The 20,732-nt window shown below is 42.6% G+C and carries 44 protein-coding genes; 5 read left to right on the forward strand and 39 right to left on the reverse strand.

All coding sequences use genetic code 11. The features are described from left to right. Window positions 1–3: 3 nt before the first annotated feature. The 34 genes from BLS58_RS15070 to BLS58_RS17685 form a co-directional block, all read right to left on the reverse strand. Window positions 4–1,299, reverse strand: a complete 1,296-nt coding sequence (locus BLS58_RS15070; protein ID WP_425433699.1) for a PBSX family phage terminase large subunit — start codon at window positions 1,297–1,299, stop codon at window positions 4–6. Continuing rightward, complete coding sequence (locus BLS58_RS15075) at window positions 1,286–1,726, reverse strand: terminase small subunit (RefSeq protein WP_090399673.1); 441 nt, start codon at window positions 1,724–1,726, stop codon at window positions 1,286–1,288. The genes BLS58_RS15070 and BLS58_RS15075 overlap by 14 nt, the downstream gene beginning before the upstream one ends. A gap of 228 nt (window positions 1,727–1,954) precedes the next feature. Then, window positions 1,955–2,383: a transcriptional regulator gene (locus BLS58_RS15080; RefSeq protein ID WP_090399674.1), complete on the reverse strand. Its 429-nt coding sequence runs from the start codon at window positions 2,381–2,383 to the stop codon at window positions 1,955–1,957. 17 nt (window positions 2,384–2,400) lie between these two features. Beyond that, window positions 2,401–3,120 (reverse strand): HNH endonuclease, encoded by a 720-nt coding sequence (locus tag BLS58_RS15085; RefSeq protein ID WP_090399677.1) that lies wholly within the window; start codon window positions 3,118–3,120, stop codon window positions 2,401–2,403. Window positions 3,121–3,131: 11 nt separating this feature from the next. After that, window positions 3,132–3,464: a hypothetical protein gene (locus tag BLS58_RS15090; RefSeq protein WP_245723202.1), complete on the reverse strand. Its 333-nt coding sequence runs from the start codon at window positions 3,462–3,464 to the stop codon at window positions 3,132–3,134. Continuing rightward, window positions 3,461–3,616 (reverse strand): hypothetical protein, encoded by a 156-nt coding sequence (locus BLS58_RS17675; RefSeq protein ID WP_176764790.1) that lies wholly within the window; start codon window positions 3,614–3,616, stop codon window positions 3,461–3,463. Before BLS58_RS17675 ends, BLS58_RS15090 begins: the two co-directional genes overlap by 4 nt. An 85-nt stretch (window positions 3,617–3,701) precedes the next feature. Continuing rightward, window positions 3,702–3,962: a hypothetical protein gene (locus BLS58_RS15095; protein ID WP_090399678.1), complete on the reverse strand. Its 261-nt coding sequence runs from the start codon at window positions 3,960–3,962 to the stop codon at window positions 3,702–3,704. Window positions 3,963–3,977: 15 nt separating this feature from the next. Then, on the reverse strand, window positions 3,978–4,154 hold the full coding sequence (locus tag BLS58_RS15100) for a DUF3954 domain-containing protein (RefSeq protein ID WP_090399680.1): 177 nt from the start codon (window positions 4,152–4,154) through the stop codon (window positions 3,978–3,980). A gap of 13 nt (window positions 4,155–4,167) precedes the next feature. Then, window positions 4,168–4,353, reverse strand: coding sequence for a hypothetical protein (locus tag BLS58_RS15105; protein WP_090399682.1), 186 nt, complete (start codon window positions 4,351–4,353; stop codon window positions 4,168–4,170). 4 nt (window positions 4,354–4,357) lie between these two features. Continuing rightward, window positions 4,358–4,549, reverse strand: coding sequence for a hypothetical protein (locus BLS58_RS15110; protein WP_090399684.1), 192 nt, complete (start codon window positions 4,547–4,549; stop codon window positions 4,358–4,360). Window positions 4,550–4,552: 3 nt separating this feature from the next. After that, on the reverse strand, window positions 4,553–4,681 hold the full coding sequence (locus BLS58_RS18230; RefSeq protein WP_281241021.1) for a hypothetical protein: 129 nt from the start codon (window positions 4,679–4,681) through the stop codon (window positions 4,553–4,555). Then, on the reverse strand, window positions 4,678–5,040 hold the full coding sequence (locus BLS58_RS15115; protein ID WP_090399687.1) for a YopX family protein: 363 nt from the start codon (window positions 5,038–5,040) through the stop codon (window positions 4,678–4,680). Before BLS58_RS15115 ends, BLS58_RS18230 begins: the two co-directional genes overlap by 4 nt. A gap of 6 nt (window positions 5,041–5,046) precedes the next feature. After that, window positions 5,047–5,343 (reverse strand): hypothetical protein, encoded by a 297-nt coding sequence (locus tag BLS58_RS15120; RefSeq protein ID WP_090399689.1) that lies wholly within the window; start codon window positions 5,341–5,343, stop codon window positions 5,047–5,049. Next, a complete protein-coding gene (locus tag BLS58_RS15125) occupies window positions 5,340–5,597 on the reverse strand; it encodes a hypothetical protein (protein ID WP_090399690.1) in 258 nt (85 codons plus the stop codon). Before BLS58_RS15125 ends, BLS58_RS15120 begins: the two co-directional genes overlap by 4 nt. A gap of 3 nt (window positions 5,598–5,600) precedes the next feature. Beyond that, complete coding sequence (locus BLS58_RS15130) at window positions 5,601–5,816, reverse strand: hypothetical protein (RefSeq protein WP_090399692.1); 216 nt, start codon at window positions 5,814–5,816, stop codon at window positions 5,601–5,603. After that, a complete protein-coding gene (locus tag BLS58_RS15135; RefSeq protein WP_090399694.1) occupies window positions 5,816–6,211 on the reverse strand; it encodes a DUF1064 domain-containing protein in 396 nt (131 codons plus the stop codon). Before BLS58_RS15135 ends, BLS58_RS15130 begins: the two co-directional genes overlap by 1 nt. Then, window positions 6,141–6,563 carry an HNH endonuclease gene (locus BLS58_RS18445; protein ID WP_090399696.1) on the reverse strand — a complete coding sequence of 141 codons (423 nt, stop codon included), beginning with the start codon at window positions 6,561–6,563 and terminating at the stop codon, window positions 6,141–6,143. The genes BLS58_RS15135 and BLS58_RS18445 overlap by 71 nt, the downstream gene beginning before the upstream one ends. Further along, the gene (locus tag BLS58_RS15145) at window positions 6,560–6,805 is read right to left on the reverse strand and encodes a hypothetical protein (RefSeq protein ID WP_090399698.1); all 246 of its coding nucleotides are present in this window, start codon (window positions 6,803–6,805) and stop codon (window positions 6,560–6,562) included. The genes BLS58_RS18445 and BLS58_RS15145 overlap by 4 nt, the downstream gene beginning before the upstream one ends. After that, window positions 6,786–7,157: a deoxycytidylate deaminase gene (locus BLS58_RS15150; RefSeq protein ID WP_090399700.1), complete on the reverse strand. Its 372-nt coding sequence runs from the start codon at window positions 7,155–7,157 to the stop codon at window positions 6,786–6,788. The genes BLS58_RS15145 and BLS58_RS15150 overlap by 20 nt, the downstream gene beginning before the upstream one ends. 4 nt (window positions 7,158–7,161) lie before the next feature. Further along, complete coding sequence (locus tag BLS58_RS15155) at window positions 7,162–7,749, reverse strand: HNH endonuclease signature motif containing protein (RefSeq protein WP_090399702.1); 588 nt, start codon at window positions 7,747–7,749, stop codon at window positions 7,162–7,164. A gap of 1 nt (window position 7,750) precedes the next feature. After that, on the reverse strand, window positions 7,751–7,987 hold the full coding sequence (locus tag BLS58_RS15160; protein WP_090399704.1) for a hypothetical protein: 237 nt from the start codon (window positions 7,985–7,987) through the stop codon (window positions 7,751–7,753). Next, the gene (locus BLS58_RS15165) at window positions 7,984–8,199 is read right to left on the reverse strand and encodes a hypothetical protein (protein WP_090399706.1); all 216 of its coding nucleotides are present in this window, start codon (window positions 8,197–8,199) and stop codon (window positions 7,984–7,986) included. The genes BLS58_RS15160 and BLS58_RS15165 overlap by 4 nt, the downstream gene beginning before the upstream one ends. Continuing rightward, entirely contained in the window at window positions 8,196–8,384 is a 189-nt protein-coding gene (locus BLS58_RS15170; protein ID WP_090399708.1) for a hypothetical protein, read from the reverse strand. The genes BLS58_RS15165 and BLS58_RS15170 overlap by 4 nt, the downstream gene beginning before the upstream one ends. Then, window positions 8,384–8,881 (reverse strand): nucleoside permease, encoded by a 498-nt coding sequence (locus BLS58_RS15175; protein ID WP_143018934.1) that lies wholly within the window; start codon window positions 8,879–8,881, stop codon window positions 8,384–8,386. The genes BLS58_RS15170 and BLS58_RS15175 overlap by 1 nt, the downstream gene beginning before the upstream one ends. 21 nt (window positions 8,882–8,902) lie before the next feature. Beyond that, the gene (locus BLS58_RS15180; RefSeq protein ID WP_090399711.1) at window positions 8,903–9,202 is read right to left on the reverse strand and encodes a hypothetical protein; all 300 of its coding nucleotides are present in this window, start codon (window positions 9,200–9,202) and stop codon (window positions 8,903–8,905) included. Further along, complete coding sequence (locus BLS58_RS15185; protein WP_090399713.1) at window positions 9,202–10,185, reverse strand: primase C-terminal domain-containing protein; 984 nt, start codon at window positions 10,183–10,185, stop codon at window positions 9,202–9,204. The genes BLS58_RS15180 and BLS58_RS15185 overlap by 1 nt, the downstream gene beginning before the upstream one ends. Window positions 10,186–10,195: 10 nt before the next feature. Further along, a complete protein-coding gene (locus tag BLS58_RS15190) occupies window positions 10,196–11,530 on the reverse strand; it encodes a DnaB-like helicase C-terminal domain-containing protein (RefSeq protein ID WP_090399715.1) in 1,335 nt (444 codons plus the stop codon). Beyond that, complete coding sequence (locus BLS58_RS15195) at window positions 11,523–12,293, reverse strand: hypothetical protein (protein ID WP_090399717.1); 771 nt, start codon at window positions 12,291–12,293, stop codon at window positions 11,523–11,525. Before BLS58_RS15195 ends, BLS58_RS15190 begins: the two co-directional genes overlap by 8 nt. 51 nt (window positions 12,294–12,344) lie before the next feature. Further along, window positions 12,345–12,812: a DUF669 domain-containing protein gene (locus BLS58_RS15200; protein ID WP_090399719.1), complete on the reverse strand. Its 468-nt coding sequence runs from the start codon at window positions 12,810–12,812 to the stop codon at window positions 12,345–12,347. Between the two features lie 11 nt (window positions 12,813–12,823). Next, on the reverse strand, window positions 12,824–13,741 hold the full coding sequence (locus tag BLS58_RS15205) for an AAA family ATPase (RefSeq protein ID WP_090399720.1): 918 nt from the start codon (window positions 13,739–13,741) through the stop codon (window positions 12,824–12,826). Between the two features lie 11 nt (window positions 13,742–13,752). Beyond that, window positions 13,753–14,238, reverse strand: coding sequence for a siphovirus Gp157 family protein (locus BLS58_RS15210; protein WP_090399722.1), 486 nt, complete (start codon window positions 14,236–14,238; stop codon window positions 13,753–13,755). Further along, complete coding sequence (locus tag BLS58_RS15215; RefSeq protein ID WP_090399724.1) at window positions 14,235–14,459, reverse strand: hypothetical protein; 225 nt, start codon at window positions 14,457–14,459, stop codon at window positions 14,235–14,237. Before BLS58_RS15215 ends, BLS58_RS15210 begins: the two co-directional genes overlap by 4 nt. A 106-nt stretch (window positions 14,460–14,565) precedes the next feature. Continuing rightward, window positions 14,566–14,727, reverse strand: coding sequence for a hypothetical protein (locus BLS58_RS17680; RefSeq protein ID WP_176764793.1), 162 nt, complete (start codon window positions 14,725–14,727; stop codon window positions 14,566–14,568). Then, a complete protein-coding gene (locus BLS58_RS17685) occupies window positions 14,720–14,896 on the reverse strand; it encodes a hypothetical protein (protein WP_176764794.1) in 177 nt (58 codons plus the stop codon). Before BLS58_RS17685 ends, BLS58_RS17680 begins: the two co-directional genes overlap by 8 nt. 95 nt (window positions 14,897–14,991) lie before the next feature. Here BLS58_RS17685 and BLS58_RS15220 point away from each other — a divergent pair, with 95 nt between their 5' ends. Further along, a complete protein-coding gene (locus tag BLS58_RS15220; protein WP_090399725.1) occupies window positions 14,992–15,462 on the forward strand; it encodes a hypothetical protein in 471 nt (156 codons plus the stop codon). Window positions 15,463–15,595: 133 nt separating this feature from the next. On the opposite strand, the gene BLS58_RS15225 is transcribed toward BLS58_RS15220, so the two are convergent. The 5 genes from BLS58_RS15225 to BLS58_RS15240 are packed head-to-tail and all read right to left on the reverse strand — an operon-like array spanning window position 15,596 to window position 17,042. Next, entirely contained in the window at window positions 15,596–16,183 is a 588-nt protein-coding gene (locus BLS58_RS15225) for a helix-turn-helix domain-containing protein (protein WP_143018935.1), read from the reverse strand. A 45-nt stretch (window positions 16,184–16,228) separates the two neighbouring features. After that, entirely contained in the window at window positions 16,229–16,408 is a 180-nt protein-coding gene (locus BLS58_RS15230) for a helix-turn-helix domain-containing protein (RefSeq protein ID WP_090399729.1), read from the reverse strand. Then, window positions 16,405–16,641: a DUF7667 family protein gene (locus BLS58_RS15235; protein ID WP_090399731.1), complete on the reverse strand. Its 237-nt coding sequence runs from the start codon at window positions 16,639–16,641 to the stop codon at window positions 16,405–16,407. The genes BLS58_RS15230 and BLS58_RS15235 overlap by 4 nt, the downstream gene beginning before the upstream one ends. Continuing rightward, window positions 16,631–16,798, reverse strand: a complete 168-nt coding sequence (locus BLS58_RS17690; protein ID WP_176764795.1) for a hypothetical protein — start codon at window positions 16,796–16,798, stop codon at window positions 16,631–16,633. Before BLS58_RS17690 ends, BLS58_RS15235 begins: the two co-directional genes overlap by 11 nt. Before the next feature lie 13 nt (window positions 16,799–16,811). Beyond that, complete coding sequence (locus BLS58_RS15240; RefSeq protein ID WP_090399733.1) at window positions 16,812–17,042, reverse strand: helix-turn-helix transcriptional regulator; 231 nt, start codon at window positions 17,040–17,042, stop codon at window positions 16,812–16,814. A gap of 121 nt (window positions 17,043–17,163) precedes the next feature. Between BLS58_RS15240 and BLS58_RS15245 the strand changes: the two genes are divergently transcribed. The 4 genes from BLS58_RS15245 (at window position 17,164) to BLS58_RS15260 (ending at window position 20,589) form a co-directional block, all read left to right on the forward strand. Then, window positions 17,164–17,565 carry a helix-turn-helix domain-containing protein gene (locus BLS58_RS15245; protein ID WP_245723204.1) on the forward strand — a complete coding sequence of 134 codons (402 nt, stop codon included), beginning with the start codon at window positions 17,164–17,166 and terminating at the stop codon, window positions 17,563–17,565. A 54-nt stretch (window positions 17,566–17,619) separates the two neighbouring features. Continuing rightward, window positions 17,620–18,870: a hypothetical protein gene (locus tag BLS58_RS15250; protein ID WP_090399735.1), complete on the forward strand. Its 1,251-nt coding sequence runs from the start codon at window positions 17,620–17,622 to the stop codon at window positions 18,868–18,870. Between the two features lie 77 nt (window positions 18,871–18,947). Beyond that, window positions 18,948–19,415, forward strand: a complete 468-nt coding sequence (locus BLS58_RS15255; RefSeq protein ID WP_090399736.1) for an ImmA/IrrE family metallo-endopeptidase — start codon at window positions 18,948–18,950, stop codon at window positions 19,413–19,415. Next, window positions 19,408–20,589, forward strand: a complete 1,182-nt coding sequence (locus tag BLS58_RS15260; RefSeq protein ID WP_090399739.1) for a tyrosine-type recombinase/integrase — start codon at window positions 19,408–19,410, stop codon at window positions 20,587–20,589. Before BLS58_RS15255 ends, BLS58_RS15260 begins: the two co-directional genes overlap by 8 nt. Window positions 20,590–20,732: the final 143 nt, after the last annotated feature.

Consider the following 20,732-nt stretch of genomic DNA (forward strand, 5'->3'; position numbering starts at 1 on the left):
TCCTTATAGGCCGAGGCTTTTGAACGCTTCATGCGTTTTTGTGGTATCTTTATTTCTGTTCAAGTGATAACGTTCCTGAGAGTAACGTAATGCGTCGATGATATGGTTGTTTTCATCAACGGGTTGATTCAGCCAGTTGCCTTCCTTGTCCTGATCAAACACATACGTATTAAACTCCTCCGCTGTATGCACGCAAGACGGATGAATATATATTTTAAATCCTTGCAGCCACTGAATACCGTGCCGAATACTGTCTGCTTTCTTTATGGCCTTGTGAATGCGCCTCACGCCTTTTCTGCGGAGTTCTTCAATCGTTCGGGGGTCTGAGTTGTCAGCCGTAATGCTCGCTTTCAGAAGCCCTTTTGATTCGATCATACTGTATATATCATCAGTGATCATGCCTGTTTCGTAATGCTCGTCGTAAATCCATATTTCTTTGTTGGGAAGATCGACCGCACTACTCACAATCGTTGTGGGATCATTCGTGAATCCGTAGTCTTGCCCGTGTGTTGTCTCTTGCACCCGCTTGATCGTCTCTTGGATGTCAAAGTCGCGCACCTCGAAGTTCTCAAAGACAAGCCCTTCAGCAACGCCCCAGTCGCCATCACAAACGATTCTAGCGCGGCGAGGGTTGGTGCGGTATAAATCCTCGTAACGCTCCCTGTCCACGTCATCAAGCCATTCGTTCAGATGGTAAGTTGTGGTGGTGGCGAATGTATCTTTTTCGCGCGTTTCCTCGTCGAAAAACATTGCTTTGAGCCAGTGTCGCTCCGACCACGGATTGAATGTTAGTGTGATCTGTTTAAAAAAGTCTGGACTTTCGTGACTGCCGCGAATGGACTCAACAACTGTTCTGAATTTATCGGGCGTTTCTATTTGGTACGCTTCCTCCACCCAAAGCCAAGAGAGGATGCCGACATCCACGGTGATTGATGTGATCTTTAGCTCATCATCAAGTCCGCGGAACAATATCTTCTGGCCAGTTGGAATATAGGTTATCTCTGGCATACTTTCGTTAAATTTAAAAAGGTGGCTATACCCTAACCGGGAAGCCGCCCACTTTAAATCGGTATATGTGGATTGTTTGTTTGTATTGGAATATCTGCGGATAACCAGGAGGTTCGCCCACGGATATTTCATGATCCGATGGATAAAATTAATAGCTGCATTCTTAGATTTCTTGCTACCTCTCGAACCCTTTACAACGCGGAAAAACTGTTTATTATTCCAAAATCTATTGTACCCTTTCCCAATTTTATCTTGTATCGACCAGCGAGGGCGCTCTTTAACTGTCATCATCTGGCACATCCTCAACTAAAATAGGAGTCACATCCTCGACTTGATGCTTCTCTGTCCACATCATGTGTCGTTTGCCTAATAATTCAGCCGCTTTGGTGCGCGCCATCGTGTCTGATCGCCTTTCGTGCTTTTCAACCATCGTTCCCATATCATCACCAGTTACCATGAGGTGTTCATCATTAACGTTCCCCCGCATAACAGATGTAAGGTACTGAAGTATCTCGTCCTGTTCTGCGATGGACTCTTTTCTTAATTTTTCCAAGCGTTCATCAATATAGGTTTTGACTATTGGTTTTTTTAGGTTTTCGTTACCTGTTGCATGCGCCGTTTTCGTGCTATATCCAGCATTGATAGCCGCTTGTGTTATCTCGCCCAGACGAATGTACTCATCCGCGAATCTGCGTTGTTTTTCAGTTAATTTTGCCATGTCACATAGCACCCCGCCCCCTTGATATTTTTTATGTATAAACCGCCCGCTGAAAGGAGGGATGAAAAGACGGGCGGTTTCTCAGATATAAGGTATGATAACGAAAAAGACACCCGCCTAAAGCGAGTGCCAAAAAAGAAGCCCTATGACTGTAAAAGTATCCGGTTATTCTTCCACACTCTCATAATAACACCTTTACCCCTTCCAAAAGTATCAATAAAGTATCAATTATTTCCAACCTATTCGTTCACCTATAGATTGAACAATTGCTTCTCTATAACGGAAAGCCGAAGCTCGCCCGATATTGCAATGATATGCGATGGCTTCCCAGCCTAAACTTTCTCTGTTCCAATATCTTAACTTAACCATCTTTTTTTGCGTATCATCGAGTCGATTGTAAACATCCTCAATGGCTTCCGTGACTTCTTCTAAATGGCGCAATCGACGATTCGTAACTAAACGAGTCGCAATCTTCTCTGTCGGTCTTCCCGGTTCTCTAGGAGAGTTCTTGCCCGCACCAAAGTTTTCATCTACCTCACCTTGGCCATTTATAATTTCTTCTCGTATGCTCTTTATTTCTTTCTGGTATTCTGGGTAAGCGCAAATTTCAGCTTCCACATGTTTAAAAGTAGATTTCCGTAATTTCACCGCCTGCATGCGATCCACTCCTTCCGTTACTTCATTGAGGAAATTAATCCATGAACCAGTTCGTCCTCGTGTTCTTTTGCGTGGCATGGAACACAAAGTAATGTAAGGTTTTCGGCGGTGTGCAATCCCCCTTTAGAAAAATGTGTTCTGTGGTGAAAATGCAATTTTCCTTTCCTGCCGCAATTTGAGCATTTATTTCCGTCGCGCTTTCTAACTTCCGCTTTAATCATTGAAGGTATTTCGCGATCCAATTCTAATCCTTTAGATTTACCGTTAAGGTAAGAGCGAACGCGCTCCTTTTCGCTATCTTTTATTTTCAACGTTTTCATATACTCTTTTCCGTAATTGGAATAACGCTTTTCAGATTCAGTATTTCTAATAGAATCTACAGGTAAATTTAACTTTCTCGCCATTTCTTTTTGGCTATATCCTCTCAATAACCTAAATGCTTTTAGCTCTATTCCTTTAAATTTTTCTTTCTTCTTAGGAATGGAAGTTTCTAATGCGTTTCTTGATTTATGATATTTTTTCTCTTCACTCGCTAGCGCTATCCCTTCCGTGTTTTGCACAAACTCCACATAATCATTAGGCGTGACTCCATAATGTTCGATCATATCTTGCGCACTAATTGCTGATTTATTGTTCCTTCTCATCTCCCTGAATTCTTTCACAGAAAGATCGTGGAATGGTTTATCGATATAATCTTTATACCTTTTTGCTCCGCCATTCGTATAAAAGACCTCCATACTGACCACCCCTATATATCCGCTTGGTATCTCGCTATTGTCTGTAAAAGTGATCCTTGCACCTGTATACTCTCCAACGCCGCCAACGCCGACCTGTGCATCTCCAACGCGCTATCCCGCTCAAACTTTAAATCCGCGCACCTACCGCGCGACACATCCCCGATCAGCGTGGCGGGCATTCCCTCATTCCGTAGCTGTACGATCTCCTGATGCAGAGCTGTTCTGTATACGCGCTCTGTCTCCGCTCTTTCTTTAGCAAGCCGAAACACCTCTTTCGATGCCTTGTCTATCCGCTTGCTTGTCTCATGCATTTCCTTGGCGATAGATTGCAATTCCACGCTCACAACCACACCACCGACACGATGAACGCAATCATCGTGGCTAGCGTCAACCCTGCCATTGTTGCTTTTTCCTCTTTGGACTTCCTTCTGTCTGCTGCTAATGCAAAAGCGCAAAACATCATCACGATCAACACAATCTGGAATGCTATAACCATCTAATCCCTCCTGAAATATAAAAGAGACACCACTCCAACGTTTGTTGTGCGATGCCTCCGGTTTTCGGTTGACATTCCGTTATTCTTATCTAATTTGAGCTTCCACTTCTATTGCTTCTTTCAACACACTTTCTATATCTCTTATTGAGAACCCTTTATTTAAAAAATAGTCGAATATACCTTCAACATCCGAAATCATTTTTTCAGGGATTTTAGGATACTCACTTTCGACATAAATATCTCTAGATCCACACATTATACAACTCTCATGTATCTGATGACTTAAAAACTCAACTTCATCATTACAGTCAACACATACATAGACCTGAACGGTATTAAATTCCATTTTGTTAAACCCCCCTTAAATCTTCCTTGATTCCGTACTCTCCACCCGATCAACTTTCCCGCCGAGCCAAACAACATTTTGCTGCCCGTACCCAGTCGCGGGCTTGTCTACCTTTGTCACTTCGCCATTTTTAACCACGAATACGCCATCCTCGGAGCAATCAATTTCCGTTGTTTCCCTCTCTTCTCTCACCCGATCACCCCGCTTAGTGCTTGCGCTTATGCCCCTGCATGCTTCTGATGTTCCCGTATTGCCCTTTCGGTTGCATCTGCGCGCCTATCCCCTGCAACTCTCTCATTGTCATCTGCATAGCCTGATCTTCCGTCTTTCCTGTCGCAAAGGTGACAAACGCGACCAACTCACGCAGCGTCATATTGTTTATGTCTTTCATATTTTCACACCCTCTCCACAATCTGCTTCATGCGCTCGTAAACAACACCTTCATATACAATTGACCGTGTTTGTTCTAATTCATTGTCAATTAAAAACGACACAACTTCTGATATATCGTTATTATCAGTAACCACATTTATTTCGCCAACGGAATTACTCACAAATACTCTCCACATATACTTTTCCTTTCTCATCCCCTACACCCTCTCCACAATCTGCTTCATGCGCTCGTCCGTTTTGGTATCGTGCATTTCCGAAATAATCACTTCGCGTTGCCATTTGATTTGGTCGGTTTGCTTTTTCGGGAATGTGCGTTTTGTCCTCATTGGTTGTCCTCCAATATCCCAGGATTTTCGTATATGTTGCCTTGTATGACGATATAACTCCATTCAGCCTCTTCATCCAAATCATAATAATCTTCCGCGTAATCCTTGTTCGGATCGTTAAATAAAATTTGGGGAGATACAGCGTCGCGCTCAACTACATATGAGCAATCCAATACTGGGTTAAATAATATGTCCCCTTCGTAAATTTCCGTTCCGTTTTTATCTTTAAGTCCGGTATATTGCATAACTACAATATGGTCATTGACCGTGTGTTCATAAAAATTGAATTGAATGGACTTCCAACTGTACATTTGCATCGCGGTTCTATCCCACGCCCGAAACTTAATCTCTCTGCTCATTCGCTGTCACCCTCCAATGCTGTTTAATTTGTCGATTAAATAGTCTAGTTTTTGGTGTGCATCTTCAAACGCTTCTTCTTGGACATCTTGCCAATCTGCGTACTTGGCTACTAGCATATCGGTGTTGATATTATATAAATCTTTAAACGCTCCCTCGTAACGCTCCGCTTTTTCGGCCTGTTTGAATATATAGTCTGCATCACGTTCTATAAATTCATTGATAGTAGATGCAAACACACCTTCATGCACAGTCGTTTTCAGTAATTCAATTTTATACCTAGCAGATTCCAACCGCTCGCTCATTCGTCATCACCCTCCAATGCTTCAACTGCTTCACTAACAGCGTCGTAAATTGTCAGCGCATAATAAGGAGCATCTTTCACACCTGCGATATACTCCAACGCCCGTTCATACCGCTCCGCTTTTTCGGTTTGTTCTAAAATATGATCAAAGTCACCTTCTTGCAGATACTTAACCTTTTCGTAAGTCATGTCGTTTCCAGTCTCAAATACATTTTCAACGACAGCGTTATCTTTAATTCTTTTCAACTCACTCATTCGCTACCCATCCCTTTCCATCGGCACATACACAAAATCGCCGTTATCAATCCTGCACTCAAAATCTGTCTTGTCCATCACAAATGTCTTGGGATCTTTAAAACTTCTCAAAATCGCCATATCATTTCCTGTATCCATATGTTGGGCCTTACCTAAATAACAAACTGTGCTTTGCAAATTGCCCACCTCGTGATAAAACTGTCCTTTTTTGAGTTGCATCAGTACACCTCCGTCACTGTTAGATCTGGATAATGATACTCAAACAATTTGCGCTTTAGCTTATATGTCGGCGTTTTCGTCGGTTTAGATTTAACATCTACGATTTCAACGCTCCCATCATGGTGATACACTCGAAAATCAGCCACATATTTCACTTTTCGCCACGTCTCACCGTTCTTACGAAATGTGTCCTGCAGCAAAAACTCCGGTTGCAATTCAAACGTCTTTATCTCCTGCCTACCCATCCGCTGCATAAGCTCGCGATAGTATTCAAATTCGCGCTTGCTATCAAATGTGTGGCCATCTGCATAAACCTTCTTCGCGTTATATTTGTTTTTCCGTTTGCCGGGCATGTTCCTGTACTGTTTCGCGGTCATGCGTTCGGTCTTGTTCATGCTTCCCCTCCCGCTCAAACCAAAATTCTACTTTTACGTCGGTTTCTTTTATAAGGCCGTATCTTTTGGCTACAACATATTGCGTGTGGTAGGAGTTCAGGCTGTATATAAACTGCTCTATTTTCTTCCTGAACCCTTCAATGGACAAATCTGCTTTTTGTATGTTGCAACTGGCACAAGCAGCCACTTTGTTACTATCATTTTCTCTATCAAGGTTATAGTGGTGACCTTGCGGCATTCTCTGCACCGGATCTACATGGTCTATGTGCCAACCTTTTTCGGGTAACTCTGATCCACAGTACCAACACCGACCGCCTGATTTATCCCGAACAATCTTCCTGTGTTTCTTCATATCAGCTCACGATCCAATAGCAATATAGATTCCCGATTCTCGTTAAATTGCCGGATGAGTTCTCCGAGATCACCCGTCTCGCTTTCTTCGATCAAGAAGGTGTTCAGAGCTTCGTTTCGCGTCTTTTCTTTCTGTTCGCGACCTTCATATCGAAAAGCGCGGAAGTAAATCTCTGCAGCTCTATTTGCCCCTTCTGTGCGTATGAGAGCATAGTAGGGTTCCTTAAACTCGAAGTATTTCATTATCTTTCCCCTCCAATAATGGATCGTGGATCCACTCCACATCGCCTTTGAAACGATGATTCAGCTCGTCGTACTTTTCGTTGTGATAGATTACAGTTTTGATTCCAGCCGAAATGATCATTTTTCGGCAATTGGAACACGGCTCAAAATTGGTAAACATCGTAGCTCCCTCTGACCTTCTCCCCGCTTTAATAAGCGCCAATTGCTCGGCATGGATTGAATTGACACAATGGTTATCCACATGGCATGTCACGTTATCGCATTCGCGGAGAGGTGAGTTTCTCCCCTCCGCAATAATATCTCCGTCTTTCACAATCACCGCCCGCACCTGTAGCTTCGCGCATTTGTCCATCCAGTCACACCTTCTCTTTCTGTCTAATCGCGATATTCAACTCCGCTAATCTGTGTGATGCTACGTTTATGCTTGGGTAATTCCGGGGAAAGTCGCGTTTTGCGACATACATACACGCTATTTGATTTACTGCAAAGAGATTATCTAACGTCACGTTCAGACTGTTTCCATCTTTAAAAGAGATCGCATGCCCATCCGGTATATCTCCATAGTGTTTTTCCCACAGCCAACGATGTTTCTTTTCCCAAACATTTGGTTCATCGGTTTTTATCAAAACCTCGCCTTCTTGGACACTTTCGCTGCCAACTGGAAGGTGGCTGGGTGGCATATGTCCTTTCTTAAACCACCCTTCTTGTCCTCCCAAGTTGATCCCTTTCATGTTTTTATTCCAGGTTTTGTGACCTTTTTTGAACCTCGTCTCATGCCCTTGCATATTGTTTTTAATCCCTTTTCGATATCTAATGTTTTGTATAGATTTTTCGCTAACATCGGCACTAAATGCTTCCACAAACAACTTGTGTATTTCAGTATTCGTCAATCCTTCAGATATTGATCGGAGAAAATCTATCTGCTCTTTGGTATATCGGTGCATGTTACTTATCTCCTCCTAGCATTTTTGGGAGTTTCGTGTCCGCGCTCATCCGATCGTCTGCTAGTTTGTTAGCTTCCAGTACGAGTGATCCATTACTGATGATCTGCTGTGATACCTGACTAACTGATTTAGCTCTGTCGATTTCTTCTTTGAGTTCTTCACCGCTTAAATCCTCATCGTTCAACCTTTCGAGTTGCGCAAACAGGTGATTGTTCAAATCTCCAAGAGTATTTTTCATTGTACTTCCTCCTTCTGCATACGGTTCATTTCATTCCAGTGAGCATCAATTTCCGCGTATTTTTCCTGCTCCAATTCTTCGATCTTTTCCTCCGCGTGCTCCAAATCATCTTCCAGAGCTTGCACTTCGTCATACAACACGCTCGTCATAAACAGAGCAGCTATCCCAGATACCATGATCAGCATCAGCCCTATCACATATACGTAATTCATTCCTCCCCCGCCTTCCTCATCTTCACAACATAGCGCCCGTGACCGTTCATATCTACGAACGAACCGATATGTCCCACTTGCTCAAATCCCCGCTTCTCATTTTCAAATATCGCCGCGTAAGCTTCTTTTAAGCTGTCTCTCGTCATAGAAATTTGCAAGTTGTCATATGCGTTCGTTTTTGCCATCATCCGCGCCCCTTTCTCAAATCACGTACGGTTGCCGCCGTCTCCATGTCATATCCTTTTTCGATCCTTGCAAAAAGCGTCGAGCGCGGTATGTTGTTTTCGGCTGCTTTCTTTAAGATGTCATCCGTCGTTTTTCTCTGCTGCCTGCCGTTTTTTTCTATCGTTATAGCAGGGTCTACTTTCGGCCTCGTCGCCGCGTCATCTTCGCTCCACCCGTGAATGTTCACGCGGTTGTAAAATGTTTGCGGATTGATACCGTTATTCTCCGCTATTTTTAGATATTTCCCGCGCTTTGTCCTTCTTTGCGTCTTCTCTGTTATCGCTCTTTTTTTACGCCAGCCATATACACGTATACGAGAATCTAGCGTTTTCTTGCCGATGCCATTCCTTTCCGCTTCCTCGTATTCCTCCGGCGTAATGTAGTAGTCATAAACGTTCATTTCCTCTCCCCTCTCTCGACCCGGTATGTGATCACCGGGCCGTTGAGCTTGTGCCATTCTTGCTCATCCCTGTAGGCATCATCGTGATCCAGGCCAAGAATCCGAGGCAGAATATATCTTTGAATAATCCATGGATTTATCTGGCCCTCTGGATGCCTTAGACCGCCATTTTTGTTGATATTGCCCGTGAATATTCAGTTTTTCATTTAGCGATAATGCCCCAAAATAATCTTTGTTCTCTTGTTGCATCCCGGTATATTCAAATATTCCGTTGTGGATTTCGTCATCCGATAACTCTGGGAAAACATCAATCAGCTCATCCATGCTCGTTTTACCGTCAACATCTTTTAAAAATCCGTACACATACCATCTATCCATTAAAATCGCCCCCAATGAGATTTATAGAATTTGCAGTCAGGATCGCAATACTTAGCCAACAAAAAGTCATGACAGCCAAACTCATATTTCATACCTTGCTGATATACGGTTTCTAACCTGTCTGTTTCCATTGGCGGGTCATTCTTTTTGTTCCATTCGTCCATTGCTACCCAAGACATTTCCGCGTTTAATCCGTGTTTTTTCAAATGGGATGAAACCCTAACGCCCACATTGTCTCGTTCGCCATCAGGAACACCCTTCATCATCGTTGACATGCATATATATGTTTCCGGTTTCCCTGTATTCGGCTTGGTTTGATTGGCTTGTATAGGAGCGTCATACGCTTCTTTGAGTTCTTCCGATTCATCGTATTCAGTATCTATTTCTAATCGCTCTCCGGGCTGCCTAGCCGCGTCTAAGATGCCAGATATACTATCGTTTGTGATCTGGAACGGATACAGCTCAATTTTATATAGCCCCGTCTTTCCATTGATCGTATTTGGGAGCCTGAAAATCCTTGTTTTTTGGTAGATGCTCATGTCTGTTTGAACGCCTTCGGTCAGTAGACTAGCCACTTTTTTAAAACGCTTGTCATTTTGTGGATCGGGCTTTGCTCCGAAAACACCAGAGGGGATCATGACGTGGAATCCCTTCGATCCAGAAAAGTAGAAACGGCAACAACTCGTATCAATGTTGTAATCTTCGAGGTTAATCATAAGCGCTCGCATATTGTCTTGCGCTTCGTCCAGCGAGTCGCTGTCTACGTCAATGGGTAGCCAGTCAGCGTATGCGCTTCCTTTGTAACCACTGACCGTTTGTTTATCTTGAAAATGGTCGATCATTTCATCGTTGTACCGGAAGTACGTCATGTATGTTTCTCTATGTCCTGAAAAGTTCTTAACCGCACCGATGTGAGTGATATTGTTTCGGTTATGAGCGCCGTTATAAGCGACCTCTACATTGTGATAGTCAGGGTATTTCATCCGTTTCACCTCACATTATTTCGTTGATAAACTGCCTTTTTTTGTCGAAATTTACGTATATAGGATAGGGGTTGTCATCCCTGCGCACCTTGTTTTTCACAATCTTATAGTTTGCAAGTTTTTGTTTGCTTGGCTCTTGGATCGCTTTGTGCATATAGTCGATATCGTCATCCTTGACTGGCTCTATATAAAATACGGCATCACACTCATTGCGAATGGCTTTCCCGCCTTCTACATACCCCTCAAAATTTCTCTGCGCCAGCGCTATGACCGGGATGTTATATTGGACCGCCATTTCTTTTAAGCGCATTGCGATCTTTTTTAGCTTCAAATGTTCAGCATCGTAATGATCCGTGCTATCCATGCGCTGTATATAGTCGATTACCACATAATCCAATTGCTTCTTTTTCATCCTCACTTGATTGAGCAAAGCCTTGATTTTAGGCACGTTTAAGCTCGGTATTCTCGAAAGCATTAACCCGCTATCTCCGTAATCGCTAATCGCATTAAATGCCCGCTGCTCCTTGCGCATGATTTCCTCGCCCGTGCCTTCAAATTGTCCTGACATAAACTCTCGAACGGTAACACCTGCAATCGGAGCGATAAGCCTAGCTTCCAACTCTTGAATATCCATTTCCGTGTTTGCGTAATAGCCAATGTGATCTTGATATACGCTAAATAATCGGGCGATATTTACACCAAGAGCCGTCTTTCCTATGCCTGTTTCAGCCCCAACAAGAATCAAATCCCCGGGTTTTGCGCCAAGTATGGATTGGTCCACAGACGGAAACCCAATAGTCCTTCCCGGTTCTTCGTGCGAAAACTTTAATCCATAGCTGATTTCCGGATTCTTAATACGCTCACTTAACTCCATCCTCGTTTCTGAATATCTTTCCTCAGGAGAAACGATGTATCGGTTAGTGTCCGTCACAATGAGCTCGCTCAACCCCTCAGACACCTTGTCCGATATTTCATCAACGCTCGTATTAGCCCCCACCTGCTTCAAACCATGCGACATAATGTGATACATCTTCCTGAGCTTGTAGTTTTCTACAAGTTCTTCAATGTCTCGTTTGAAGTGGTCATAATCCACATACGCGCCATCTGCGGTTTCAACGAGCCTCCGTTCTTTTGTTTCTGTCGTTTGATCCTTCACCATTTTTGCTGTTAGCCGCCTACCATCAGTCATGTAGCCAATGCGTTCAAAAATAGCGCGACGCTCATCCGTGGTGAAATGATCTGTATTTATGCGAGAGATAATGTCATAGCGGGATCGCTCATCATTCATCATCGCTCCAAGGACTGCTATCTCTGCTCGTTCGTTAATTGGCTCTTTATTATTCATCCCTCACGATCATCCCCTGCTCTATAAACGGCGAATCTATCGAGTCTGATTCATACTCGTTCCAGTAGAGATAGCCATTACCACTTTTCTGCTCGCTTTTTAATGTTTGATAGTCGTCAAACGAACGTTGGTTTAAAAACGTCGTTGGATGCTGCATGAATCGTTTCTCCGTCCCGTCTTTCTCCAACTGTTTTTTATAGTTCTTTGCCCCTAGAATCATTTCTTCTGCCGTTGCTCGTTCCTCTGGATTTTTATGCTTCAAACGCATATTGAATTTCTTCTCCGCTTCTTGCCTTTTCTTTTTGTTAGGGTAATGACTCCAAAATTCATCGAATGGGTCAGGGTCAATTGAACCTTCATGACCATTACTATTAGTCTTGTCTTGTCTAGTGTAGGTATGGTCAAGCTGTTGGTAAGCTGGTAGGTCAAGCTGTTGGTCAACTGATTGGTCAACTATTTGGTCAAGCGATTGGTCAACTGAGTTGACTAATGATATTATTTTGTAAACAGGAGCTTTGTTCTTCTTGCCTTTTTGGTACTCAATCAAGTTGTTATCAATCAGTACCTTTCGAGCATCAACCAGCCCTTGTTTGGAAAGTCCGGTTAATCGCTGTACTGTGGAATTTGGCGCATTGAAATGTTCCTTCCATCCAGTCATATTGTTTATGGACATTAGTGTGTGCCATAACGCAATTCCACTGGTGGTTAGATCGTTCATTAGCAGCCAATTCCTGAAGGCGTTAAGCTCCTTCATGTAATCCATTCTCGATCACCTTCTTTACTATGAACGGAGAGGGGATAACCCCTCTCTATATCAAAATGGGAGTTCAGAATCACTGATATCATTGGTGTTTATTGTCTGCCCTAATGGGGCACTACTGTTGTTCATTGGAGGGCCGACTTGTGTTTCCTTGAAACTTTTTACTGTTGGATATTCTCTCCCGTTTCTTTGTTCTTCCAGTTCTACAACCACCCGTAACGGTCGATTTTTAAAAGCCTGTCCAAAATCCTCAGGCGTGTTCATTTCGGTTCCTTCAGGGATGGCAGATGCTTTAGCAGCCGCCTGGAATCTCCACAAAGAATTTTGTGTCCATACAAAGTTGTCATAGTTGATTTTTGATCCTTGGCTCGGCTGATCAACATCATCACGAATGGTGTAATTGAACTGAACCATCTGATTACCTGACCTTGCTGTTTCTACCGCGTATTCAGTTGGGAGAACCTCATATTCTCCCGGTTTGACTGGTTCCGAACCCGCTTTGCTGTAGTCGATTTTTAACATTTAAATTCCTCCTATGCTGATTGTTTTTCAGAGATTATTTTTTCTACTCTTTTGAGCAAACGCATTTCCATGTCATCGAGGGACTGTTCAGCTTTTCCTTCAAGTTCTTGAATATCCTTTTCGATTGCTTCATCTTCGGTTGCTTTTTCTCGTAAAGAGTGAATCATGCTCTGTCTTGATTCTTCTTCCATCTGCTTTACGTCAATGCCTTCTTCAAGCCACTGATACAGCTTTGATCCGTGATCAGGTGTAATCTTTTCCATTTGTCCTTCAAACATCGTAGAATTGTCCTTTGTAGCCGCTGCATAATGGTCTTGGTCGATTTGGAAAACTGTCATGAACTCGTATTCGAGATCGTCTTTCTGAATAGGTTTCAGCCCCATTTTTCGGATTCTCAGCTTGCCAGTGTCGGATTCCTCCACTTGATAGTCTTGTTTGGTTCGCATGGATGCCAGAATGTGTACATCGTTTGCTGTAATGCTTTTAACGAACTTTTGAATTTCCGGCTTCACCTTTGCCCATGCTTGAAAGTTACCGCCGAATTTTTGTTGGAGATCAAGGAATCCTCCTTCGTTCTCCCAAGCGTGCGAAAGGCTGTCGATAATAACGACCTCTGCATCTTCCTGTTTGAGTACGTTGATAGCTTCTTGGTATCTGTCGGCTGAGAACGGCGCTGTCAGGTTCACATGAAGGAACTGGCCTATAGATTCACCCTGTATCGTCATGTCCGCGTAAAGCGTCGCGCGCTCATGCTCAGTGTCCACGACACCTATCTTCTCCCATATCTCTTGGTCGTTCATATCTGGATATTTTTCTCGCATCATTCCGTATGCAGTGAGCAACATTCCAAGTGTTTTTCCAGACCCAGAAGCGCCAATATAAGCGACTGCGGCTTTTACTTTTTGGCGTTTTGCTCTCTTTACTTCCATTGTCAACCCCCCTATCTAAATCTAATAGATTCCGTTTGTACAAGTTCCGCCCCCGCGGTATCTTCTCCGTTTTTCAATGATTGGATCAACTGCTTTTTATCTAGTTGCGGCTTTTGCTCTACAAAATAACTTTTCGGTATCAATCCTTCATCAATCACCCGAACACTCGGCGCATTCTTCTGGATGTTTGCCGTAAAAAGAGGCGTTTTGATCTTCCGCTTATCCATGGCAATCATGCTTTCTTGCAAGTGTTCCTTCATGCGTTTGACCTTGTTTTCCATTGATCGGCGGCGTTCAGCGAGGCGTTTTTCTTCCCCTTTAATTGTTTCAATATCGCCTTCTGTTTGGCGAATGACAGCATGGTAACCTTCTACTTTGCCCTCTAAGCTATCCTCAATAGCTTCTAACGTATCTGCAAATGCTTTTTCGTCTACGCCCAATTCGATGTTGGCCATAAGGTTTTTGTAGCTGTCTTCCAATTCATATAGCGTCGTCATGCGATCACTCCTTCGTCGATGGATACGGCAACGATACTAAAAGACTCATGTTCGCTGATCATATATTTTGTAGTGGGCACAATGTGCGATGGCTTCTCGTGATATGTGATCGGCAACTCCTTCATACGCTCCGGCGAGGTCATAATGGTGTATTTGCCGTCGTCACCCACATAAATGTTTTTTGCTTCTATCTCCGTGAGTAAATCTTTTATTTTGTTCATCGTTTCCTCCCGATTCCCTCTATTGCGGTATCGTCTCGGGGGTGTTACAATAGAGGGGTATATAGTTTTGACCCCCTAGAACCTCTTGTGTTGCTGCACAAGGGGTTCATTGCATTTTCTCAAGACTTTCCTCCGCATAATCGATTAGACATTCAGGATGGCCACATATCACTTTCGCGTTTATGATGCTTCTTGTTTGATATCCTTCGCCTTCCGGTATTGGCTCACTGCAATAGTCACAGGCCACAAATTCCTCTAACTCAATCATGGCGTTTCACCTCTTTTATTTTTGCTTTCAGCATTCTTTGATACTTTTTCAACCGCTCATAACGATACATATAAGCGCTTGGCAAAGGTTCTGATCTAGGATAACTCGCTTGCTCTGCAACCTTCCGTGTGTAGTAGCTGATGCGTGTGTCAAGGTTTTTTTGATTCATTATTAATTCCTCCCAACTGCATTTATTTTTCGTCATTCACTCTAATTCTCCCGATTTCTGATAAACTGTTTTTCAGAAGGAGTGAATGCTCATTGATGGCTTTTATAAATCATTTTCTGTCCGCGGCGGCAGCTATATTTTCTTTGTTAACACTTTTGTATACTTTTGCTTTAAATCGAAAAGTAGTTGAAATCACTGATTCAGACATAGAATTAGATGATCGTTGCCCTCCGAAAATATATTTTGTCGTTAATAACCTTGGTCGACGAGCTATCACGTTAACAAATGTCATTATTACCGATAGCAATGGTGACGTTATCAATGACAATGGATTTGAACCACATGAGAATATCAATTTCTCTACGTTAGATAATCCCAACTGGTATGCACCAAGCAATCCTTTTGACAGAAAAACACTCATCTATTCTGAGCACTATGAAGAATTCAGTTATTTTGTTGATGTTCAACCATCCACTCTATTTATCAGGCTAGAATTTAAGGAAAGAGCTAACTGGTTGCTCAAACACAAAACGTTTAAAACTCATCTCTCAGTAACAAAAACATAATCGTCGCATTCATAATCAAATGAATGACAAGAATGACTAAGATAGCTATGTCCATTTTCCTACCCCCACAAAATTATGATCACAAGGCTTGATATTATCGACCCCCAAAACAGATAAATCATCGTCCGTTCTTTCACGCCATAGCCTTCTGCTCTAATTGGCTCATTGTCGGCATGACCACCTGATCCGCTACGCTGCCTTTCGTCCATTTTTGTGTAACCTCCTCGATGTTGAGATCGATGTCTCGCTCTGCCGCATACATCATTGATTTGACAGCTGGCAACAAGTCGAACAAGTCTCCGATTTGCTGTTGAAAAACATTGTCGATGTCCAACTCTCTGGTAGGCCGCCGCTTGTTGTTGGCCTTCTCGATTTCATCGAGTGATTCAAGTGCGGTCATTAGCTGCTGGCGCATGTTGATGATTGAATCTGATAGACGCTCGCTCAACTCTGGGTGGACGGGTGGCACGGCAAAGGGATGAAGTTGATACATGTGCGCGATGATGTCCCACCCTTCGCGCCAGCCTGTTAGTGAGCACCATTCCGCTGCCGTTTCTATGCGCGGCTCGACTTCCCCGAGTTCGATTTTTGATATCTGCTTTTGTTCCAAAAACAGCTTCCTTGCCAATGTCGTTTGTGATGTAATGCTAGGATTGCGGCTGTTTAGCCGGAAATGTCTGAGCCAAAGACCAAGGTTTCCGCGTCGGTAGTACGTGTTCACCTTCATCATTCCTCCTATTAGATAGATTTGATTGATAGACTATACTTAGATGGCCGTCATCGTGTCCTGATCAGCGATCCATTGATCCACCCTGTATTTCGTAAAGAAAATCCGGCTCCTGACTCTGAAATGCGGAAGTTCTTTCTGGCGAACCATCGTGTAGATTGTGTCAGGGTGTACGTGCAAATACTCGGCGCACTCTTTGACATCCATAGTTTGATTCATGCTTCCTCTCCTTTCAGTTGGTCGATCTCCGAGCAGACATTTAAATGCCATTCGGTATCATCAGTCATATATGCTAGGAAGCTCATTTGGACTAACTTCTCGTGCTCGCGGATGAAGTTTTTCAAGAACACTTTGCTTTCGGATAACTCGCTTTTTTCCATGTCAGTGAGCACTCTGTAGTCAGCTGTTAGTATCAAGTCAATGAAACGATCCTTGATGACGTTAGGACTCACCGGGAGCCAACCCCTTTCTGTTCATTCGCTTGATCCGCTTAGAGTTGGCGATGACTTCTTTTTGTACCATCAATGTCATTTCAAGTTCGTGGCGAAGCTCTCTGACGTATTGGATATCTTTTTCGTATTGCCAGCAGAGTCGTTCATCGAGGTTCATTTGATCGCTCCTTTCAAGCTGAATTGTTCTTTTTACCCTTTGTGTGTAACTCATCGTCAAAAAAAATATCTTCTACGTCTACATTTAAAATCTCGGCAATCTTCATTGCGTTATGAAGGCTAAGTTTAACCCTGCCCATTTCTATATTCGCATATCCGCTCGGGTACGAGTACCCCAATTCTCTGGATATGAACGCTTGAGTCACACCTTTGCTTTTTCTAATTGCTCTTAGGCTGTTGTTCAATTCTCACCCTCCTTTTTACTCTTTTTGTGTAACTCTTACTTTGTATTATAACTACCCGAAAAGAGTAAGTCAAGTATTTTTTTATTCTTTTCGTGTAAATTATTATAAAGGATGTGTAAACATGCTAAAATTATTAGACACAATGAATAACGCAGGGAGCATGAACATGTCCGAAATTATAGGGAAAAGATTGCAGAGTTTGAGAAAAAATAATGGTTGGTCTAAAACTCATGTTGCAAAAAAACTAGGGATAAAAACAATGTCTACTTATGCTAATTGGGAGTATGGAACAAGAACACCTGATAGCGAAACACTCGGGAAAATAGCTGATATTTATCAAGTCTCGGTGGACTATATTATTGGCCGTGAAGATAAATTTAAAGATAACGAAAGAATGTTCGCTTTCGGAGGTTTTGATGACTACAGTGATGAAGAAATTGAAGATGCTCTACAGTTTGCAAAGATGGATAAAGAGAAAAGAGATATGATCAAAAAACTTTTCGATGATGATGAGGACAAATAACTAGACAGTTCTTATATTTTCCATTAACATGTGTGGATATGGGGGGGTTAATTGGTGAATAAATCCTTAATCTATGTTGGCTTTATCTTTATTTTTGTATTGTCTGCATGTGATGAAAGAGAATTATTATCTGACGATACCAATGCTGATGAAGATTCAGACGAAGAAGATGAGAATAAAGACGAATATTTAATTTCGGATGATCCCGTTGAAATCTCCGAAGAAATTTTAGGCGATGATTTTAAAGACGGGGGATTAGAAGACGAGTTAGTAAGTGTGGATATCAATTACGGTGATCCTTTCTTTAGTGCTCAAGGAGGATTTGAAAACGATATTGAAGATATTTTAGAACAATATCACTACTTAAATGAAACCCCTTCTTCTGAATTCAATCTATTGGATGATGAAGATGAAACTGTGTTTAGTTATGAATTTTCCGCAGGATCTGTTGAAGACCTAAACATAGATGACGGCGTTGATGATATTCAATCATTCGCAACTACCTATTTTGAGCGCGAGGAAGAAGAGGGTGAAAACGAGGAGGGCGAATTGATATCGGATGACCCACTTGAAATCGCTCAGGAAATTTTAGATGATGATTATATAGATGGTTCAGAAGATGATGGAATAGTGTCTACGGACATTGATTACGGCGATCCGTTTTTTGGTGGAAGTGCTCAAAGGGGCTTTGAAAGTGACATTGAGGACATTTTAGAACAATATCACCACCTTGATGATACACCATCTTCTGAATTTTACTTGTTAGATGATGAAGGCGAAGCCGTATATAGTTATGAGTTTTCAAATGAATCTGTTGAAGAAATGGATATAGGTGAAGGAATAGAAAATATTCAAACGTTCGCTTCTACTTATCATGAACAAGAGGAAGAGGAAGAGGATTCACTATATGAAAACATTGATACATCAATAGAAGAACGCGACCACACTGTCGGTAAAGCTGATGGGGATATTAATGATCTATCCTTTATTAACACTCAACCTGTACGTAATGACAATACAGACAGTTGGGTGAAAGTTGAACACGACAACGGGGAGCTGTTACACGAATATATCCTTTCGTATGCTGATGAGCATTGGGAAGAAGATGACGGCGTACACTGGTTTATTGATATTGCACATGAAACTACAACAAGCGCAAACGACATGGGCGAATATTATGATGTCGTTGTTTATGAGTATGAAGATGATATTAATAAAGATGCGAGCGAAATTGGCTCAGGCATGGTGCTTGGAGAGTATCAGGTTTACAAGGATAATGCTGATATTGTAGATATATATGAATGAAAGATTATAAAGCAGCCCTCCGGGGCTTTTCTTACAATCTAAAAAAGAACATATGTTTTTAGAAAGGGGGTGGTTAAGTGCTACACAGTATGATAGAACAAAAGGCCATCGACATGTACAGAAAGATAAGAATATTTTCATTTCATGATTTCGACATTGAAACAATCGCGCACCGGCTGGAAATCAGTTTACATTTTAAGGATAAGAAGACGACCACTATATTTTTACCAAACCATATATGCGTGATTATATATAAGTACATGCCTAAGTATCATCAAATATGGGCGTTTTTCCATGAGGTCGGACATCCCATTTTGCATGATACTGACCAAAAATCTGCTGTCAAGCCTGTTTCTGATTTTATGGAGGTACAGGCTAATCGCTTTGCCCTCCATGCATCGATGCCGATCCATCTTGTGCGCGAAATGGACTATATCACACCGTACACGCTGGCGCATATATTCAACGTACCGCTCTGGGCAGCCGAAAGAAGAATGCTACAACTGGAATCAAAAATGCACGAAAGGAGAATGATCTATGGGTAGCGTAGAAAAACGTGGAAAAAACAAGTACAGGCTATCAGTGGTGATCGGATATACTGAGAAAGGGAAAGCTATCCGCGAGCGCCGGAATGTTCAAGCGAAGAATCACACTGAAGCAAAAAAAGAACTATCCATCTTTGAATCCGAGATACTAACAGACCAATACATACGCCCTGAAAAGATGACCCTGCGCCAATTTTATGAGCGCGAGTGGTTAGTGAAGTTTGCGCCTACGCATTATGGTTCAGAAAACACATTAAATGAGAATATCAACATCATTGAAAATCGCATCCTTCCGACCTACGGAAGCATGAGCCTATCCGACATCAAAACGATACATGTCGTCAACTTTGTAGACGATCTAAAGAAGCACGGCCGACGCTTGGATGGCAAGGAAGGGTTGTTGTCCGCATCAACCATAAGAAACTGCTACAAGGCCATGAATAGCCTTCTCGCTGCCGCTAAAACATATGGGTTGATCAAGGACAATCCTGCCGATGGTGTAAAGGCTCCTGTTCCCAAACAAAGCAAGGTGCAACTCGAATACTCCATTGATAATGTATGGAAGATGATCGAAGCGATTAAAACGGAATCGTTTGAAAAACAAGTGCTCTTTTGGATCGCGTTTGTTACGTCCGCGCGCGAGGCAGAGGTGGCCGCTCTCGAAGACAAGCACATACTCGCTGATAAGAATGCTATACGGTTTGAGCAATCGCTGCTGGAAAAGCGTGGGGGTGGTGTAGAAACCAAATCCATCAAGAACAATCTGGAAGGCGTGGCGGCGATACCGGAGGAACTGACAGGGATGATACAACAATTGTTGCATGAGAAAAAGAAGCACAAAATGATGATGGGTGACAAGTGGCAGCATCCAGACAACTTATTCTTGTTCGCTAATGAGTATGGCGTGCCGATCCGACCTGACTCCATAAGCCAATGGTGGATACGATTCATTCATAATAACTATCTCGAAAAGATACGATTCCACGATCTCCGACATCTATCCATTACATTTTTGATCGAAAAGAATGTTCCAATGAAATCAATTAGCGAGCGCGCGCGCCATTCAAAAATCGGAACAACAATGGACTTTTATGGTCATAATATTGTAGATGTGGATCGGGTGGCTGCATCTCATTTCAGCGAGTTTTTCAATAAAAAAGGGGCAGGGGAATAATCCCTCGCCCTTCTTATTTTTAGCGAACACATATGCTATTTTTAAAATCCTGCCCCAATTCTGCCCCAAAATAGGGTTATCAATCTCTATAAGTGGCGCCCTAGAAGGGAATCGAACCCCTGACCTACAGCTTAGGAGGCTGT

It is taken from the genome of Natribacillus halophilus (assembly GCF_900100185.1).
Taxonomy (GTDB): Bacteria; Bacillota; Bacilli; order Bacillales; family Marinococcaceae; genus Natribacillus; species Natribacillus halophilus.